We start from the raw sequence: 17,541 nt of genomic DNA on the forward strand, positions 1-17,541 counted from the left end.
TATCCGGATAAGCCAACGTAGAAATGCGTACGGAGGCATCTTCGGAAACCTTACTGATATCGCTTTCATACACATCCGCCATCACCCATACGTCTGACAACCCCGAAATCGTGAACAGCTCTTCACTCTGATCCGGACGCAACTGCATATCCCTGCTGATTTGTTTCTCCACAATAAACCCCGAAACAGGAGATTTCAGCTGATAATAAGCATTTCCGGAGAAATTATAAATAGAGAAAACATCCTTTATTCTTCTTTCTTCGGCTTCGGCACTTGTCAACTCCTGCTTCGCCTGAAGTACATCTTTATCCGAAGCCATGCCGGAAGCATACATATCCTGCGTAGCATCCATATTTCTGCGTGCCAGCAATAATTGTTGTTCCGCCTCTTTCAATTGCTTTTCATAATCTGCCACTTCTCCACTGCGGATGACTGCCAATACATCTCCCTTACGAACAAAGTCTCCTATTTCAGCCTTCAATTCTGTTACCGTACCTCCAAACATCGGATATACATGTGCCACCTGATTCTCATTAAAAGTGACCCGCCCGTTCAATGTCAGTTCGTCAATCACCTCTTGAACGTGAACCGTATCGACAGATACAATTCTCAACAAGCTATCTGTCAGGCATAAGGCAGCCGGTTCAACATTCGTTTGTTCTCCTTTACCGGAGCATGCTCCCAATACGGTAGTAAGCAATATGCAAGGAAGGAATTTATTCCAGTTCATAGTCTTTGATAATTTATGAATATTAGTAGTTCAATATAGTTTGTCCGATAGTTGTATTCAGGTTTTCCATCGCCAGGAAAACATCTTTCTTTATTTCATGCAACTGAATACAAGTTTCTTTATAGCTGTCATAGTAATCGATAAACTCCAATAAACTGATATTTCGTTTCTTAAAGTTTTCATTCACTCCCGCAATCAATTTTTCAAAGTTACGTTCCAGTTCCATATTGGTAGATTGATAAAGCTGAACTGCTTTATCCAGTGAAGCATAAGCGGTATAAAGCTCCATATCCGCACGGTTAGCCGCATTTTCCTGTTCCGCTCCTGCCTGCTGGATACTAAAACGGGCAGCTTTCACATTTCCCTGGTTGCGGTTGAAAATAGGTACTGACAAGCTCACTCCTATTGCAAAATAGTTATTGATAAAGTTTCCGGCACGGTCATAACTACCATTCACCGAAAATTCCGGAAATGCCATTGATTTCTGCAATTTCAGATTTGCACGGGAAGCACTGACCGTACTCCGGGCAATCTTGAGATCCGGCCGTTCATTCACCATCGCTTTCAAGTCGGCGAACGATAGTTGAGACAAATCCAATTGCTTCAACACCTCTTCATCCAGTGATAACTCAACCATCGTGTCTCCCGGAAGATTTAACAAGACATTAAGTTCTCCTCTAAGGGTCAACAACTCGTTTTCCCGTTCGTTCTTCTCTTTTTTCAAAGAGAACAACATAGATTCCAGACGGGACATTTCCATCAATGAAATATTTCCTTTCTCCTGTTGCAGTTTCATTCCGGCAAGTAACTCTTGCAGAGAATTCACTTCCTTCTCATAAATGGATATGGATTTCGAGAGAAAATAGACTTGTACAAACTTCTCATTCAGCTCCTGACGAAGTGTCCTCATCACCTCTTCAAACTGATATTCTGCTATTTCCTTGTTGATTTTCTCCAGTTTCACCTGCTTATTCCGTTGTCCGGCAAGACGAATTACCTGTTCAATTCCCACAACCATTTCGCCCTCCTTACCAAAATCAAAATACTTTCCGTTCAGGCGGTTATAAACATTCTGTTCTAACGAGATTACCGGATTCTCAAATAATTTGGCTTGCAGCACTTGTGCCTGTGCCATATCAATGTTATACCGTTCGGCTATCAGTGATAAGTTACGTTCCAGAAAACGTTGTTCCGCCTCTTTCAGCGTTAATGTTCCTGTGGTAGCCTGTTGCGCGCATATTCCTCCTGTCAGCAGAAGAAAAAAAGAAATTAGAAATACTCTGTTCATTACTATATTTATCTTTATTACCTTATTGTAGTTGTCGCGGCAAAATTACAATTCTGTAGCCGGAGAGACGGGAAAAAGTCATTATAAGCCTCTCATATCAGATTAGAATTTGATTAGAAAACAGCCATAGAAGGAAGAATTGTAAACACAACAGGAAAAATGGCTATCCTTCTTTTATCCCAACTCCCCTATCTTTGCAGTAGAGAAAATGAAATGAACCATTAAAAATAGAATATATGAAAATAATAGATTTAACCAAAGATAGTTTTGTAGAGAAGGTAGCTGATTATCAATCTTATCCTGATAACTGGAACTTCAAAGGGAATAAACCTTGCCTGGTCGATTTTCATGCCCCGTGGTGCGTCTATTGCAAAGCGTTATCGCCTATATTAGACCAACTAGCTAAAGAATACGAAGGGAAATTAGATATTTATAAAGTAGATGTCGATCAGGAACCGGAATTGGAAAGTGCATTTAAAATCCGCACCATTCCCAACCTGTTACTTTGCCCGCTGAACGGCAAACCGACAATGAAGTTAGGTACAATGAATAAAAACCAATTGAAAGAACTGATAGAAAGCAGTTTGCTTTCAGAATAGAAATACATTAAAAGTCCGGGATACTTCTGATGATGATAAACTGCCGGACTTTTGATATCATACAGAACATTGGCTTTTATAATAGGGAGTGTGTCAAAACGCAGATTATCGCGAATTATCGCAGAAATAATTTTATAAGTCATTGATTAATATATCAATATAAATGAAATAATCTGCGATAATTTGTGTTAATCTGCGTTTTATTATTCATTATGACCCTCCTCTTTGGGGATTATTTCAACTATTCTTTATGCAACAGAATATCAGTTCCCGGAACAATCTTTCCCATCGACCATACACATCGTACATTCAGTTCCTTATCAAGAATCACAATATCAGCATCCTTTCCCTTTGCCAACGCCCCTTTCCGGTCACTCACTCCTATTAAACGGGCAGGAGTTTCAGAAGCCATACGCACGGCATCTTCCAAAGGTATATTCGCTTTCTTCACCATGGTGCGAACCAATACATCCATCGTAGCCAGGCTACCGGCCAATGCAGAATGATCTGCCATCTTACATACGCCGTCCTCTATGATATAGCGAGGATCAATCGGTTCATTCCCTTCATAAGCAGCATAAGCCAAAGCATCGGTAACGAGGCACGTATTCTCTACACCTTTCAACTTATAAACCAACTTTAGAATCGTGGCAGGCAAGTGAATACCATCTGCAATCACTTCCACTGTCATCCCATCCGTCAAATATACGCTCTCCACCGTACCCTCATATTTATACTCACGACGTTTATGGAAACCCGGCATCGCATTATAAAAATGGGCAGCATGAGAGAAGCCCACTGCATACGCAGCCTTGATTTCATCATATTCGGCTTCCGTATGTGTTACGGCAGTCATAATTCCTTTCGAACGGGTATACTTTGCAAAATCATGTGCACCGGGTAGTTCGGGACTAATATCCCAACGTCTGATGCAAGACGTACGCGCCAATAAAGGAATATATTCATTTTCATCCGGAGTTTTCAGAAAACCGTCATACTGTGTTCCCGCCATCTTCGGATTCAAGTAAGGACCTTCGATATGCAGGCCAAGAACAGGAGAATCCTTCTCTTTCATCAGGTTTTCACAGACATCAACTGCCTGGTAGATTCTTTCGAACGAGGTAGATGATAATGTAGGAAATATCCCGGTAGCACCATGTTTCAGATGTGCAGTAGTTGCCGTGCGGAATGCTTCTTCCGTTGCTTCCGTATAATCATGTCCGCCACCTCCATGTGCATGCATACTTACAAATCCGGGCACAATCGTCATCCCTCTGGCATCAATAACCGTTGCACCGATAACCGCCAAATCACTGTTGGTCACCTCTAATATTTTTCCATCACAAATCAATACGGAACCATCTTTCAACCAGCCTTGCGGGGTCAATATTCTTCCATTTATTATTTGAGTCAACATAGTTTTCGTTATTTATTAGATTTAAAACAGTTTATTGGTGCCTTCTACCAGTTCTCCCATCGCCCATACAGCTCTCACATTCAAGTCTCTGTCTAAAGCAATTATATCGGCATCCTTGCCACGCTCCAGCGTTCCTTTACGGTCGAGTACTCCCATAATCCGGGCAGGAGTTTCGGAGGCCATTCTCACGGCATCCTCCAAAGGTATTTCCGCCTTCTGCACCATGGTACGAATCAAGCGATCCATCGTTGCAATACTTCCCGCCAGTGCTGAATGGTCTGCCAGCTTACATACTCCGTCCTCGATAATCACACGCGGATCAAAAGCCACCTGACTATCACTGGCGGCACAAGCCAATGCATCCGTTATCAGACAAGTGCGTTCCACTCCTTTTATCTTGTAAACAAGGCGCAAGATTGTTGGAGGCACATGAATACCGTCTGCCACCACTTCCACTGTCATATCATCAATCAGATAAATACTTTCTACCGTACCTTCATACTTGTACTCTTTCCGTTTATGGAATCCCGGCATTGCATTATAAAAATGAGTGGCATGCGTATATCCCGCCTCATAGGCTGTCTGTATATCCTCAAATTCTGCCTGGGTATGTCCTACCGAAGCCAACACCCCTTTCGCTGTGATATATTTACCAAATTGCATGGCTCCGGGAAGTTCCGGTGCGGCATCCCAACGTTTGATACAATGAGTTTCTTCCAGCAACGGAATATATTCTTCGGGATCGGGATCTTTGATATTTTCGGGAATCTGTCCACCTGCCATCGCCATATTGAAATAATGTCCTTCCAGATGAAGCCCGAGCACAGGGCTATTAGGCTCCGCCATCATTTTCTCTGTAGTTTCCGCGGCTGCACGGATCATTGGAATGGTAGAAGAAGAAAGAGTAGGAAAAATACTGGTAGTGCCATGCTGCATATGAGCTTTGATTGCTGTCCGGAAAGCCTCTTCGGTGCCTTCCATAAAGTCTCTTCCACCGCCACCGTGAACATGGATTTCTACACCTCCCGGAACAATATACATTCCTTTGGCATCAATCAGTTTGGCTCCGATAATTGCAAGGTCACAATTGGTTACTTCCAGAATTTTATTGTCACGAATAAGAACTGACCCATCCTTCAACCAGCCTTGCGGGGTGAGGATGCGTGCATTAATAATCTGTGTTAACATATCACAAATAGTTAAATTAATTAAAGGTCTGTGTGAATCAATGACGCTCTTTTTTGGGGGGAGTACATTGATTTTTTCGTTTGCAAAATTACGCTTTTCCGTTCAATCTATCGATACAATCGTCCGGTAAACTTCCAATATTATACAAAAAAAGGTTGCCAATCTTATCGACTGACAACCTCATCTTATATGGAGCGGAAAACGAGACTCGAACTCGCGACCCTAACCTTGGCAAGGTTATGCTCTACCAACTGAGCTATTTCCGCAAACTAAATTTCGTCATTCAGAAATCTGAAAGATTGGTGCCCAGAACAGGACTCGAACCTGCATGCCTCTCGACACACGCACCTGAAACGTGCGCGTCTACCAATTCCGCCACCTGGGCAAAACTTAGTTCCATTATTTCAAAGAAACAAGAGCGGAAAACGAGACTCGAACTCGCGACCCTAACCTTGGCAAGGTTATGCTCTACCAACTGAGCTATTTCCGCATTTCACTTTCATAAACTGTGAAGAGGAGGAGACTCGAACTCCCACAACATTTCTGTCACTACCACCTCAAAGTAGCGCGTCTACCAATTCCGCCACCTCTCCATAATTTTAAAGTTTAACCTTTGTGCCCAGAACAGGACTCGAACCTGCATGCCTCTCGACACACGCACCTGAAACGTGCGCGTCTACCAATTCCGCCACCTGGGCAAAGATTATTGTTCCAACATTTCAAAGAAACATGAGCGGAAAACGAGACTCGAACTCGCGACCCTAACCTTGGCAAGGTTATGCTCTACCAACTGAGCTATTTCCGCATTTTTTCGTTTGCGGTTGCAAAGGTAGGGATTTTCCGTAAACATGCAAACATTCTGCCTACTTTTTTCACAGAAATCTGTTCACTTTGCACCTACCGCAAAACAATCATTTTGATTATCAACTCATTCGGTCACGATAATCTTCATAAGAAAATTGCTTGTATATTTCAGCTTTCCCCTCTTTTGTCCAAATGGCAATGGCAGGATGATGAATTCCGTTAAACATATTTGTCTTGACCATCGTATAATGAATCATATCTTCGAACACGATACGCTCTCCGATTTGCAACTCGTGATCGAAGCTCCACAGTCCCATATAATCACCGCTCAAACAGGAATTTCCTCCGAGACGATAAATATATTTTCCTTCATTTCCCATCTCTGCACCACGCACGGCAGGTTGATATGGCATCTCCAGACAATCCGGCATGTGGCAAGTGAAACTAACATTCAAAATAGCCGTCTTGATACCACGACTTTCCACAATATCCACCACTTCGGAAGTCAGCACTCCCGTCTGCCAGGTAAAGGCCGAACCGGGCTCCAGGATAATGCGCAAATGAGGATAGCGTGCTTTTAATCCTTGCAACAGTCTTATCAAATGTTCGGTATCATAATCCTTACGAGTCATCAGGTGTCCACCACCCAGATTCAACCATTTAATCTGTGGAAACCAATGGGCAAATTTAGCTTCAAGATGTTCCAATGTACGTTCCAGCTCATAAGAAGAAGATTCACAGTGACAATGACAATGAAAGCCTTCAATACCTTGCGGTAATGCTTCGGGCAACAAATCGGCTGTTATCCCAAAACGTGTGCCGGGTGCACATGGATTATAAAGTTCGGTTTCCACTTCCGAATATTCAGGATTTACGCGGATACCACAAGAGATGCCACTTCCTTCTGCAACCACCATCGGATAGAAGCGTTCAAACTGCTGCATTGAGTTGAATGTGATATGACTGCTGCAACGCATGATTTCCGGGAAATCCTGTTCCGTATAAGCAGGAGAATATGTATGCGCCTTGCTGCCGAACTCTTCCAATGCCAAACGGGCTTCATACACCGAACTTGCCGTAGAATGATCTATATATTCACGGAATATGGGGAAAGAGCGCCACATGGCAAATGACTTAAAAGCAAGAATGATCTCCACTCCCGCCCTGTCGGCCACGCTTTTTATCAAACACAGGTTCTTTCTTAAAAGCTCTTCTTCCATGATGTAACAAGGAGAAGGGAACTGATTAAAATCTATCATATATAAATTATTATCTAAAATAACGCCTTACGAACGTGGATGCAAAAATACAAATTCAAAAGCAAAGAGGGATTGTTTTATTTTTAATTAAGATATTGGTTTTCGCGAACTTTTTCTTATTTTTACACCTTATATATTATAGTTAAGTATTATATCATCCTAAATACCTGATTAAAAATGAATAAAGATTTAAGAAAAGTAGTGATTCTGCTGGCACATCCTAACATCAAGGAATCACAAGCAAACAAAGCATTAGTTGATGCTGTCAGTGACATGGAAGGAGTAGCAGTTTTCAATCTTTACGAGCTGTCGCAAGAAATCGCTTTCAATGTAGATGAATGGAGTAAAATCATTTCCGATGCCTCGGCTGTCATCTATCAATTTCCTTTCTATTGGATGTCTGCGCCGTCATTACTAAAGAAATGGCAAGATGAAGTCTTTACTTTTCTATCCAAGACTCCGGCTGTCGCCGGCAAATCGTTGACAGTGGTAACGACCACGGGATCCGAATACGAAGCGTATCGCAGTGGCGGCAGAAACCGCTTCACGATGGACGAGTTATTACGTCCTTATCAGGTAAGTGCCATTCATTCGGGAATGTCATGGCAAACCCCTATTGTAGTCTACGGAATGGGAACAGCAGATGCGGGAAAGAATATTGCTGAAGGAGCTAATTTGTATAAACAACGTGTGGAGATGCTTATCGGTAGCAGTAATGCAGGGAACAATTGGTAAGATTTATAAAGCGTAGCTTTAGATAGGATAAAGCTACGCTTTACAGTTGCTAAAGCATAGCTTTAGGTTTCACCAAACACTTCTTTTTCAATGTAAACACTGGCAGGAAAATAAACACTCCGATTACAGACATTATTAATCCTCCGATAGTGCCTGCTGCCAATGGAAACCAGAAGCCTTCTTTTTCCATGCCTGCCATAAAAGGGACAAATCCCAAGATGGTAGAAGTCACCGTCAGAAAGATAGGAATCACTTTAGTATTCCAGGCTTTCACATAAGCCCGAAGCGGTGAAAGACGCGGGAAGCGTTTACGAACGGAATTATATTCATTCAAGATATAAATGCTCGCATTAACCGTAATACCACAAAGCAAAACAAAAGAAGCAAATCCTCCCTGGTCAAAATTCAATTTGAACCAATAGAATGTCAGAAACACGCCGATATAAGATACCGGAATCACAAAAATTATTGCCAATGGCTGTTTCAAAGAATTGAACAGTATACTCGTAATAAAAAAAATAATAGCAATCACAATCAAAAGCAAACGATATTGCTTGTTGTCCTTTCCACCCCAAGACCAGTTATTATCCTCCGATTTTGCAGTATATCCCATCGGGAGAATCTCGTTAAACTCTTCCAGATCTTTTTTCAATAGTTTATTTCCCTGTTCCGAAGAACCGATATACTCATATTGCAAACACAGCCGATACTGTTGATTCTCCTTAGCCACTTCCTGTGGCATCTGTCCTTTTTCCACAGTTGCCAATTCAGAAAGCTTATATTCCCTCTCTCCTATTTGAAAAGGATAAAACTGCATTGCCCACACATCCCTATCTTCCGACTGACACGAAGAAAGTTTTATCTTTTCCGTCCCCTCTTCCGCCATTACCGAACCTATTTCCATATTTCGCCCATATATCGGGTGAATAGCAGAAAATAACCTTCCGGCTCCAATCCCCTCCTCTGCCATCCGCTGTTTATTCAGATTAAAGTAGAATTCCATATAATCATCTTTCCACCAGGAGAAATCAGATCCGATCGTCACTTCCCGAATCCGGCGGTGAGACAATAACTTTGCTTTTAATTTTTCAACCCAATCATACAGTGCATCGTAATTATATCCATACATTTTCACCCGGAAAGAACCCGCATTCTCACGTACATCATTACTGAACCCCTGATCTTGTAAACCATATATACTCCAATTTCCACCTCCCAGTTGAAGCGCCTTGCTAATCATATTCGCTTTCAACGTATAGGGAAAACCGCTTTTCTGGTGTTCTTTCGAAAAATAGATGTGGATAGATGACCTGCGAGCACTTTCTACAGATGTCTGGAATTGCTTAATCTCTTTAAATTCGCTCAAATAAGTTTCCATCCTCTTCATCAGTGTATTCATCTGCTCAAGTGTATTTCCATTCGGCAAATTAGCATTGGCGTGAAGCACTACCTCTTCATTACGTGAAAAGTAACTCCCTTCATATACCTTTTGCACAAATAACCTTAAAGTACCTCCCAACACCTTATCTACTATCGGTTTCACCTTTTCTTTATAAGTGGTGGTCCCCAACGTTTGATTATAAGTTCTCGCCCATCTATCATCACCTTTCATCTTTTCCGGCAATCGAAATACCGGTAGTCCGAATACCAACAATAACAAAATACATACCGCCACCCTCCAACGGCAAAGTATTTGTATCAGCCACCTGTAACAACGACTGAAATAAACCGGAAGCCGACGTATTCTTGAACGTATCCACACAAAGCAACGCACCTCCCCAATTTTCCATTTAACTATTGAAAGAGAAGGTTTCTTTCTTCGTTTCAATCCTATTTTATCAATTAGAGAAGGAACAAAAAATAAAGCAACCAGCAGTGATACTCCCAGATTTATAATCACTACCGCAGCAAAATCCTGTAAATTAAGACGTATCTTCTCATCCAGAAAAAAGATGATAACCAAAGCTCCCATCGTGGTCAACGTGGCTGCAAGAATGGACATAAACGCTTTCCGATCTCTACGCCGCAAATAATGATCGCTCATTACAATTGTATTATCTATCACCAAATTTAATGAAACCGTAATACCCGCCAAAGAATACAATTGCATTTCCAATCCGAACGCATAATAAAGAATGACAGCTATTGCCATATTAACAGCCAGACTGATTACAATCAAAAAAAGATATTTAGGACTAAAGGTGATCAACAATACAAACAGGAGCAAAATCGCTACAGTCATTCCCGTACGCAAATAAATTTTCCCCAGTTCTTCCTGAATAAATTCCGTTGCGTCGTAACTGGTGTGAATCTCATATCCTGCCGGAAGTAATAGCTGGTTATCATCCATAAATGCTTTTACCTTTTCACTCAATGCCAATTGATTTGCTGTTTCCTCTGCAACAATCGACAGATAAATTGAATTCAGCCCATTAATCCGATAATAATTTTGTGGCTGCTCCTCCATACGGGAAACCTTCACCAGCTCATTCAGACCTATGATTTTACCATCTTTCATTTTTACCTTTATCCGCTCCGCATTAAACTCTCTGCCCTCCTGCTCGGGAACCAATGCCAAACGTATCCACTGTCTGCCCGAAGCACCCTGTTCTACATCATAAGTACCCAAAAATTCTTTTTGATAATGCAACCGGACAGCTTGACGAATATCATCCGTATTTATTCCAAGCGCACGCAATTGTTCCGAATCATACTCCAATCGCCATTCCATCGGAGTAGCTCCGCTAAGGTTGATTTTATAAATTCCCGGAATCTGTGCAAGACGCGTTTTTATATGTTCTTCCGCATACTGCTGAATTAAGAAAGGAGTAGCGGGTGCATTGATCGTAAATGCCATAAAAGGCCCCTGATTACTCTGCCCCGGCCTGTGCATCTGAATATACGGATAGCTCACCCCATCCGGTAATTCCGGCCACGTCTGACGAATAATAGTAGAAGCTTCAAAGCGGGCAACCGCTGCATCCACATGTTTATCCAAATTCACACTGACACTTCCCCATCCGTTTCCTGAAGTGGAAGAAATCCCTCGAATACCCTTCACACGGGCAAGCATTGCCTCTAACTTACTGGTAGCCGTCATTTCCACCACACGTGCTGAAGTACCGGGCATACTGAATCTCACCGTGAAGCCGGGTAAGGTCCGCGACGGATTCAATTTGACAGGCAGCAATGGAATGAGTGCTAACCCAACCAATGCCACACAGACAAAAGCCACAATCAATGTGAAAGCGGAAGCCTTAGGAGATTTTACTATTTCAGAATCTATATTTTGCATTTTCGTCATTTAACCAACTTTCCTCCATTAAAATCAAACCTGTCCGAAAGTGAAAGTTTCGCAGCAAAATCAAATAACGTAAGTCTCCGTATCTTATAATAATTCAGCCAGTAGTTCTGCAAGGCAGAGATAAAATTACGTTGTGCCTGCTGCTGCCTGTTGAGTGAAAGTGTCAGGCTGTTTATATCCGCTTTGCCGATGATAAAACGCTGTTTAGTCTCATTATAAGCAAGTATAGACAGATCCAACGCTTCTTCCGCACTGGCTATCAATTGCTGCTGGATATTAAAATCACTTACCGTCATAATCACTTCCTCCTCGATGCTAATCTCATCCTGACGTGCCGAGATCTTCACTACATTCAGATTATTTCTTGCCATATTATACTTACCCTTACGAACACCCCAGTCCAATAACGGAATAGAAACACTGACTGCCACCAAATCCTGCTGCATCGGTTTATGATACACATCTCCAAAATTATCTGCTACCTGATTAAAACCGATACTGGCATTCACACTTGCGTTAAAGCGAGATTCTTTCTTCGTCTTATCCACATTCCGTTCCGCTTCAAGTACATTCTGTTTCAGTTCCAACAATTGCGGGTTATTATTCCTGCCCCACCTCAAAGCCTCATCTACCGGAATATCCACCATCTCCGGACGGGAAGGAAGTTCCAGTTTGATTTGCGTATTCTTATCCAGATTGAGAAAAGAAGCCAGTGAAAACATAGCCCGTTTCAGGTCACTTGCTTTATTCTGCAATGTATTCTGCGCATTCACACGATCCAGTTTCAATGTCAACAAATCAGCCTGTGAGATAGCTGCAATTCGGTGACGCTGTTGCCCAATACGATACAATGTATCCGTAGAAGCCAAGTTTTCTTTAGCAAGATTATATTCTGCCTGCGCCATAGCCAGAGAGAAGAAATAATTCGTAGCCGTTTCCGACACCTTTTCCACATTATAGAGAAATTCCTTTTTCACACGCTCATACTTCAACGGTTCTATCCTCCGTTCCCATTTGAAGGAGTTATATCCTACCAGACTTTGCGAATATCCGATTCGTATAGGAACACTCGTAAGTTGCGTAGCACTGTTACTTCCGAAGTTACGCATATAGGCAAGATTCGATTCCAGATAAAAAGTACCTCCGGTTAAATCAAAATTCTGTTTTACACTCAATCCTCCATAAGCATAGTAAGACTGTTGCGTACGGTATACATCCAAATCCTGTCCCGAATCGTATCGTTTCGTAATATCCCGGTTATATTGTGCCGGAGTAACATCCAGCGTCAAGCTAGGCAACCGATTTGCCCGAAAAGTCCTATACTCCCAATAACCGGATAAATACATATTCTGCGTACGGAATGATTCCAGCGAACTGTCGTTAGCTAGAGAAATTGTCCTGTTCAAATCCAATACCAGGTGTTTCTGCGCTCGAAGCTGGGATTCACCACAGAGGACACAGAGGACACAAAGGAAAACAGGAATTCTTTTCTTTAATCTATTCATAACTCTCATTTTTGGACTAATACTTAATACTTATTTTCTTGTTACGGTAAATAAACCAGTAAAGTAACGGTATGATAAATAAGCTCACCGTCGTACCAATCGACATTGTTCCTATCATAGCTATAGACAACGGTTTTTGTAACTCCGAACCCATATCTGAAGAAAAAAGCAGTGGCACCATTGCGAAGATGGTAGTCAGTGAAGTCATGATAATCGGTCGCAAACGCCTGCGGCCAGCTTCATGTATCGCTTCTAATAACGGAACACCCGCTTTACGCAATTCATTGATAGCATCCAGCTTCAGAATAGAGTCATTGATTACAATACCGCAGGTAACGATCAACCCGATAGCAGACATCAAATTCAGCGTATGTCCGCAAATCCAGAGTAAAAGCAGTGCAAATGCGAGGTCAATCGGTATCTCCGCCAAAACAAGCAAAGGCTGCAAAAAGCTTTCAAACTGTGCGGCAAGAATAAAATACATCAATAACAGCGAAATAAATAAAATCACCACCAGTTCATCCAACATCTCACTGTTAGAAAAGAAACTGCCGGAGAATCCAGTATCCCAGTCTTTCATATCTTCTGCCGTTTGTTTCACCTCCTTTATCAGTTTGTTTCCGTCCTGTACGCCATAAAAATCAAAAGGAACATATTCCCCGTTACGTCCGGCAGTAATACTCTTCAAGTCCTCGGCAGGAGTAACCGTCACCAGTTCCCGGAGTGGAATGTACTCTCTGTTTCCTCTATTGTCCGGTTCAGTCTGTATTAGTGCTTCCTGTAATATTTCATTCACCGTCTTCTCACTGCCCGCAACGTTGATCGGAAGATATTGCTGGTAAGAATGCAACATAGTCACACTATTTTCTCGGAAAGCTGTTTTCAAGACTCTATAAAGTTCATTGTAAGCAACACGGTAAAGCAATAGTTTCTCCTTATTGATACTTAGGTTCAGTTGGTTCTCAAAGGCAATGCCTGTAGGAGCAATTCCCGTCCTACGGGCTAACTCCAGCTCCACATTCCGGATCGTTTCCGCTTCCGGTGCTTTTGCCTTATTACGGGTGTAAAATTCAGCTATGATATCCGGTTCTCCCGTGACAAAGAGTTTCTCAAATACAGTCTCCGGTGGAGAGAAAGAAATAACGGAAAGTGGATAACGTTCTTTCAGTTTATGGTATATCTCCTGCTGCAAAGGAATGATTGTTTCTGATGTTTCCGTTCGGAAATAAAGTTCTGCTTCGGAAGAAGAAAGTTCCCTTTCACGATTCAGAAGAAAATCCTGCCTGCCAACAGATGCCGTGTGCTCCAATACCTGTTCTTTTAAATCCCTAAAAAGCTCATCCACACGCCGCCTGTTTTCATCCACATGAATATTCTCATTCCACTCGATTCGGGCAATCAATTCATTCTCTTCTATATCAGGCATCCGCTGCTTGTCGATAAAGAAAAAGAAAAATATACAAAGCGGGATGGAGACAACACAAAACAATACACTAAACGTTTTGTGACGGAACACCCAATCTACACCGGCATCATAAAAACGGTCCAATGTGTGATCCTTTATCGGGTTATTGAATTTAAAAGAAAGCCATTTCCATTTCCGGGTATGAATACCTGTCCGATAGACCAGCAGATAAAGCACCGGAAGAAGCATAATACCAGTAAAATACGAAACCATCAATCCCACTGTAACCGAAAAAGCCTGATCATAGAAGATAGCTCCGGCAATACCACTCATAAAAATCAATGGAGCAAACACGGCAATGGTAGTCAGGGAAGAACTTAACATAGGAGTCACCACTTCACTAGTTCCTGTTATACAGGCACGACGCAATGAATAGCCCCGCTCCCGGTATTGGGATATATTTTCTGTCACAATAATCGAACTGTCAATCATCATACCCAATGCCAGAATTAATCCGGCAAGCGAAATGATATTCAGGGACATATTACACAGATAGAAGAAAACAAAACTAATCACGATAGAGACTACCATACTAAGTCCGATCACCAACGGAGATTTCACATCTCCCAAAAACAGGACAGCTACCAGACAGATAAAAAGGAAACCTAAAGTTAGATTCTGTTGCAGATTTGAGATCGTGTAATCCAACAATTCTGTCTGGTTGCGGCTAATACTAAAATCAATATCAGGATACACCTGTCTAAAATGCTCCATCGTCCTTACCAGAGACTGCTTCATCTTATCCATATTCTCGTCCGCCTGCTTGATAACAGCCAGCGTCACCGCCCTTTTCCCATTCGACACAGATACGCCTTTTTCTTTTACGGGCACGATAGTAACTTTGCAGAAGTCCTTTAGTTGGACAATGCGGTCTCCCTTACGCAGGTATATATTTTTCACATCTTCTGCGGTACGCAACAGAGTGGAGAATTTTATATTATATTCATAGTATCCGTCGCGTACTGTCATACTACCCGGCTCCACATTATTGGCAGCCAAAGCCGATTCAATATCTTCAATGGAAAACCCCATCATAGCCAGCTTATCCTCATCGGGTACAATCTGTACCTGACGCTCCACCAATCCGGTCACGTCTACCATAGCCACTTCTTCGAGCTGCTCTATCCTTCGCTTGATCACCGATTCGGCAAATTCACACAAATCAAGGAAAGACTGCTGTCCTATCGTACTATAAGCACTATCATTCTTTAAGGTCAGATTCAGGTAAAACACGGGTATATCCGTTGCGCTTGCCTTAATAACTTTCGGGCGTTCAGTATCCTTGGGAAGATAATTCATTGCAGCGTCTATTTTTTCATTGACCTCTATAAAGGCAAGATCCGTATTAGTACCGAAATCAAAAGACAGATGGATCATACCTGCTCCGTCTCTCGATTCACTATGAATATCTTTCAATGTAGACACCTGAATCAGTTGTCCCCGTAAAGGTTTCACAATCGTGTTTTCCAGTTCACGGGCAGAGGTATTGGCGGCAGACACCTGTATTGTTATCTCCGGAATGGCAATATCCGGAAGCAATGATATAGGCAAAGTATTATATGTCACTAGCCCGATTATGAAACAGGCAGTAAAAGCCATCAATACGGCAATAGGACGCTGGATTAAAAATTTTATCATGTTTTTCTATCTATCAATTAACTCCACTAATCACTCATCACTGACCCGTTAATCACTGACCTTTACTGCCGCTTCATGTGCCAGATTCAGATTTCCGGTCACAATAATCGTATCTCCTTCCAGTAACCCCTCTTCAATCCCTTTCTGTGATTTATCCGAAACAACATATTCCGTTGCATTTTCCAATCCCGTATGTACATAATTCCACATAGCCTTACCTTCTTGTAAAGTAAATACCACTTGCTTACCGGAGCGTAACACAACAGCCGTTTTAGGAATGACCAATTGTTGCCCTAAACTTCTTCTGACACTTACTCTTACATTCATACCACTGAACAGTTTTCCTTGTCCGTTTACTACAGCCTTCACCTTTACCATTCCGTTCGAATCTACCAATGGATTGATTTCAGATACGCTGCCTTCAAACGAATCTCCTCCGGCATAAGGAGTAATCATCACCTTATCACCTGTTTTAATAAAAGCCAACTCATTCTCCAACACTGTAAAATCAGCTTCCATCCCACGGGTATCAATAACCGTACAAAACACCTCGGAAGTATTAGCTAAATTATATGGTTTAGAAAACAGATTAGCCACTATCCCATCGAAAGGAGCAACCAATGTAGCATGTTCTGTTTCCCTTTTCACCAATTCATATTGAGATCTCGACTGCTCATATCCGCTCTTCACTTTCGCAAGTTTCATTGTTTCCACAGGAACTTTGCTAAAATCTTCGGAGGTATATCCCTGTCCGATCAATACATCTTTCAGTTCCAACTCGGCTTTCAACAAAGCATCTTCCGCTTGGGAAAGCTTTTGCTCCAAGCGAAATTTATCAAGTTCAGCTAAGTTCTGTCCTTTATGTACGCGGTCACCATTCTTCACATAAATACGAGCAATAACTTCACTTGTCTCAAAACGAAGATCAGCCTGTCCGAGAGCACTTACTTTACCGTTACTGACCAATTCGTGATGAAAATCACGTCTCTTTAGTATTTGAGTAGTGACTTCATTCTTAGCATCAGGAAGAACAGTGGAAACACCTTGTTCCTGTTTGTCGGCACTATTTTTTTTGTCAGAGCAAGAGGACGTTCCAGTCCAAACCAAACATAGCATCAACCATATACAATCATATTTTCTCATAATAATATCTTTATTGCTATCAATTACACATCATCTATTTAGGATAAACAAAGTCTATAGTCAAATCATCCGTATTATTTTCTGTATCCAGCATATTATCTACAAAAAGAACAATACCACTATAAGAGACACACCAACCTGTAAAATAATTATATCTATGTTTTGCCAACTTTACTTCATATACTTTTTTCATCTCATCATCAAACAACATTAAATATAAATCACGATCATTGATCAATTTCTCAATCCCCATATCAGCATCAAACTCTACTTTATCAATATGCAAACGGGCATACATTTTATATTGAGGAATATACATTACATCATAAAAATAAGGATTCTCCAACCTATGCCTTTCCAATGCAGCATAATCTTTTCCGGAAGTACATTCTGCCACAATATTAGAAGTATAGTTACTTTCTGCCATAACAGAGTTTCGTTCATTAGTAACTATATTCAAAGTATG

At 41.6% G+C, this 17,541-nt stretch carries 11 protein-coding genes, 6 tRNA genes and 1 pseudogene; 2 read left to right on the forward strand and 16 right to left on the reverse strand.

Annotated features, from left to right (window positions below; genetic code table 11):
* The coding region (locus BSCG_RS0128015; RefSeq protein WP_032849800.1) for an efflux RND transporter periplasmic adaptor subunit at positions 1-730 on the reverse strand (730 nt) is incomplete at its 3' end.
* A 22-nt stretch (positions 731-752) separates the two neighbouring features.
* Positions 753-2,018 carry a TolC family protein gene (locus tag BSCG_RS02815; RefSeq protein ID WP_004295722.1) on the reverse strand — a complete coding sequence of 422 codons (1,266 nt, stop codon included), beginning with the start codon at positions 2,016-2,018 and terminating at the stop codon, positions 753-755.
* A gap of 236 nt (positions 2,019-2,254) precedes the next feature.
* Here BSCG_RS02815 and BSCG_RS02810 point away from each other — a divergent pair, with 236 nt between their 5' ends.
* Positions 2,255-2,617, forward strand: coding sequence for a thioredoxin family protein (locus BSCG_RS02810; protein WP_004310042.1), 363 nt, complete (start codon positions 2,255-2,257; stop codon positions 2,615-2,617).
* A 241-nt stretch (positions 2,618-2,858) separates the two neighbouring features.
* On the opposite strand, the gene nagA (BSCG_RS02805) is transcribed toward BSCG_RS02810, so the two are convergent.
* From nagA (BSCG_RS02805) to nspC, 9 genes are all read right to left on the reverse strand, one after another.
* Positions 2,859-4,034 (reverse strand): N-acetylglucosamine-6-phosphate deacetylase, encoded by a 1,176-nt coding sequence (nagA, locus tag BSCG_RS02805; RefSeq protein WP_004310043.1) that lies wholly within the window; start codon positions 4,032-4,034, stop codon positions 2,859-2,861.
* 21 nt (positions 4,035-4,055) lie between these two features.
* Entirely contained in the window at positions 4,056-5,222 is a 1,167-nt protein-coding gene (gene nagA, locus BSCG_RS02800) for an N-acetylglucosamine-6-phosphate deacetylase (protein ID WP_004295719.1), read from the reverse strand.
* A gap of 190 nt (positions 5,223-5,412) precedes the next feature.
* Positions 5,413-5,488, reverse strand: a tRNA-Gly gene (locus BSCG_RS02795).
* Positions 5,489-5,522: 34 nt separating this feature from the next.
* A tRNA-Leu gene (locus BSCG_RS02790) sits at positions 5,523-5,607 on the reverse strand.
* 32 nt (positions 5,608-5,639) lie between these two features.
* Positions 5,640-5,712: transfer RNA gene (locus tag BSCG_RS02785), tRNA-Gly, on the reverse strand.
* A 19-nt stretch (positions 5,713-5,731) separates the two neighbouring features.
* Positions 5,732-5,815 (reverse strand) — tRNA-Leu (locus BSCG_RS02780).
* 23 nt (positions 5,816-5,838) lie between these two features.
* Positions 5,839-5,920: transfer RNA gene (locus tag BSCG_RS02775), tRNA-Leu, on the reverse strand.
* A gap of 34 nt (positions 5,921-5,954) precedes the next feature.
* Positions 5,955-6,027 (reverse strand) — tRNA-Gly (locus tag BSCG_RS02770).
* Positions 6,028-6,145: 118 nt separating this feature from the next.
* On the reverse strand, positions 6,146-7,285 hold the full coding sequence (gene nspC / locus BSCG_RS02765; protein WP_004295718.1) for a carboxynorspermidine decarboxylase: 1,140 nt from the start codon (positions 7,283-7,285) through the stop codon (positions 6,146-6,148).
* Positions 7,286-7,462: 177 nt separating this feature from the next.
* Here nspC and BSCG_RS02760 point away from each other — a divergent pair, with 177 nt between their 5' ends.
* Positions 7,463-8,020: an NAD(P)H-dependent oxidoreductase gene (locus tag BSCG_RS02760; protein ID WP_004312279.1), complete on the forward strand. Its 558-nt coding sequence runs from the start codon at positions 7,463-7,465 to the stop codon at positions 8,018-8,020.
* Between the two features lie 49 nt (positions 8,021-8,069).
* Here the strand turns inward: BSCG_RS02760 and BSCG_RS02755 are convergent, their stop codons facing one another.
* The 5 genes and pseudogenes from BSCG_RS02755 to BSCG_RS02735 all read right to left on the reverse strand — a co-directional run.
* Entirely contained in the window at positions 8,070-11,315 is a 3,246-nt protein-coding gene (locus tag BSCG_RS02755) for an efflux RND transporter permease subunit (protein ID WP_008777339.1), read from the reverse strand.
* A 5-nt stretch (positions 11,316-11,320) separates the two neighbouring features.
* Positions 11,321-12,829 carry a TolC family protein gene (locus BSCG_RS02750; RefSeq protein ID WP_004312281.1) on the reverse strand — a complete coding sequence of 503 codons (1,509 nt, stop codon included), beginning with the start codon at positions 12,827-12,829 and terminating at the stop codon, positions 11,321-11,323.
* A 16-nt stretch (positions 12,830-12,845) separates the two neighbouring features.
* A complete protein-coding gene (locus BSCG_RS02745) occupies positions 12,846-15,932 on the reverse strand; it encodes an efflux RND transporter permease subunit (RefSeq protein ID WP_004312282.1) in 3,087 nt (1,028 codons plus the stop codon).
* Between the two features lie 48 nt (positions 15,933-15,980).
* The gene (locus BSCG_RS02740; RefSeq protein WP_004312283.1) at positions 15,981-17,075 is read right to left on the reverse strand and encodes an efflux RND transporter periplasmic adaptor subunit; all 1,095 of its coding nucleotides are present in this window, start codon (positions 17,073-17,075) and stop codon (positions 15,981-15,983) included.
* A gap of 34 nt (positions 17,076-17,109) precedes the next feature.
* Positions 17,110-17,541: pseudogene (locus BSCG_RS02735) on the reverse strand (hypothetical protein); the annotation flags it as partial.

Origin of the sequence: Bacteroides sp. 2_2_4, from assembly GCF_000157055.1 — a bacterium.
GTDB classification, from domain to species: domain Bacteria; phylum Bacteroidota; class Bacteroidia; order Bacteroidales; family Bacteroidaceae; genus Bacteroides; species Bacteroides ovatus.

Excerpts from the sequence above, each read along its gene's own strand:
- nagA (WP_004295719.1), bottom strand. The coding sequence starts at position 5,222 with ATGTTAACACAGATTATTAATGCACGCATCCTCACCCCGCAAGGCTGG.
- BSCG_RS02750 (WP_004312281.1), bottom strand. The coding sequence starts at position 12,829 with ATGAATAGATTAAAGAAAAGAATTCCTGTTTTCCTTTGTGTCCTCTGT.
- BSCG_RS02745 (WP_004312282.1), bottom strand. The coding sequence starts at position 15,932 with ATGATAAAATTTTTAATCCAGCGTCCTATTGCCGTATTGATGGCTTTT.
- nspC (WP_004295718.1), bottom strand. The coding sequence starts at position 7,285 with ATGATAGATTTTAATCAGTTCCCTTCTCCTTGTTACATCATGGAAGAA.
- BSCG_RS02755 (WP_008777339.1), bottom strand. The coding sequence starts at position 11,315 with ATGCAAAATATAGATTCTGAAATAGTAAAATCTCCTAAGGCTTCCGCT.
- BSCG_RS02740 (WP_004312283.1), bottom strand. The coding sequence starts at position 17,075 with ATGAGAAAATATGATTGTATATGGTTGATGCTATGTTTGGTTTGGACT.
- BSCG_RS02810 (WP_004310042.1), top strand. The coding sequence starts at position 2,255 with ATGAAAATAATAGATTTAACCAAAGATAGTTTTGTAGAGAAGGTAGCT.
- nagA (WP_004310043.1), bottom strand. The coding sequence starts at position 4,034 with ATGTTGACTCAAATAATAAATGGAAGAATATTGACCCCGCAAGGCTGG.
- BSCG_RS02760 (WP_004312279.1), top strand. The coding sequence starts at position 7,463 with ATGAATAAAGATTTAAGAAAAGTAGTGATTCTGCTGGCACATCCTAAC.
- BSCG_RS02815 (WP_004295722.1), bottom strand. The coding sequence starts at position 2,018 with ATGAACAGAGTATTTCTAATTTCTTTTTTTCTTCTGCTGACAGGAGGA.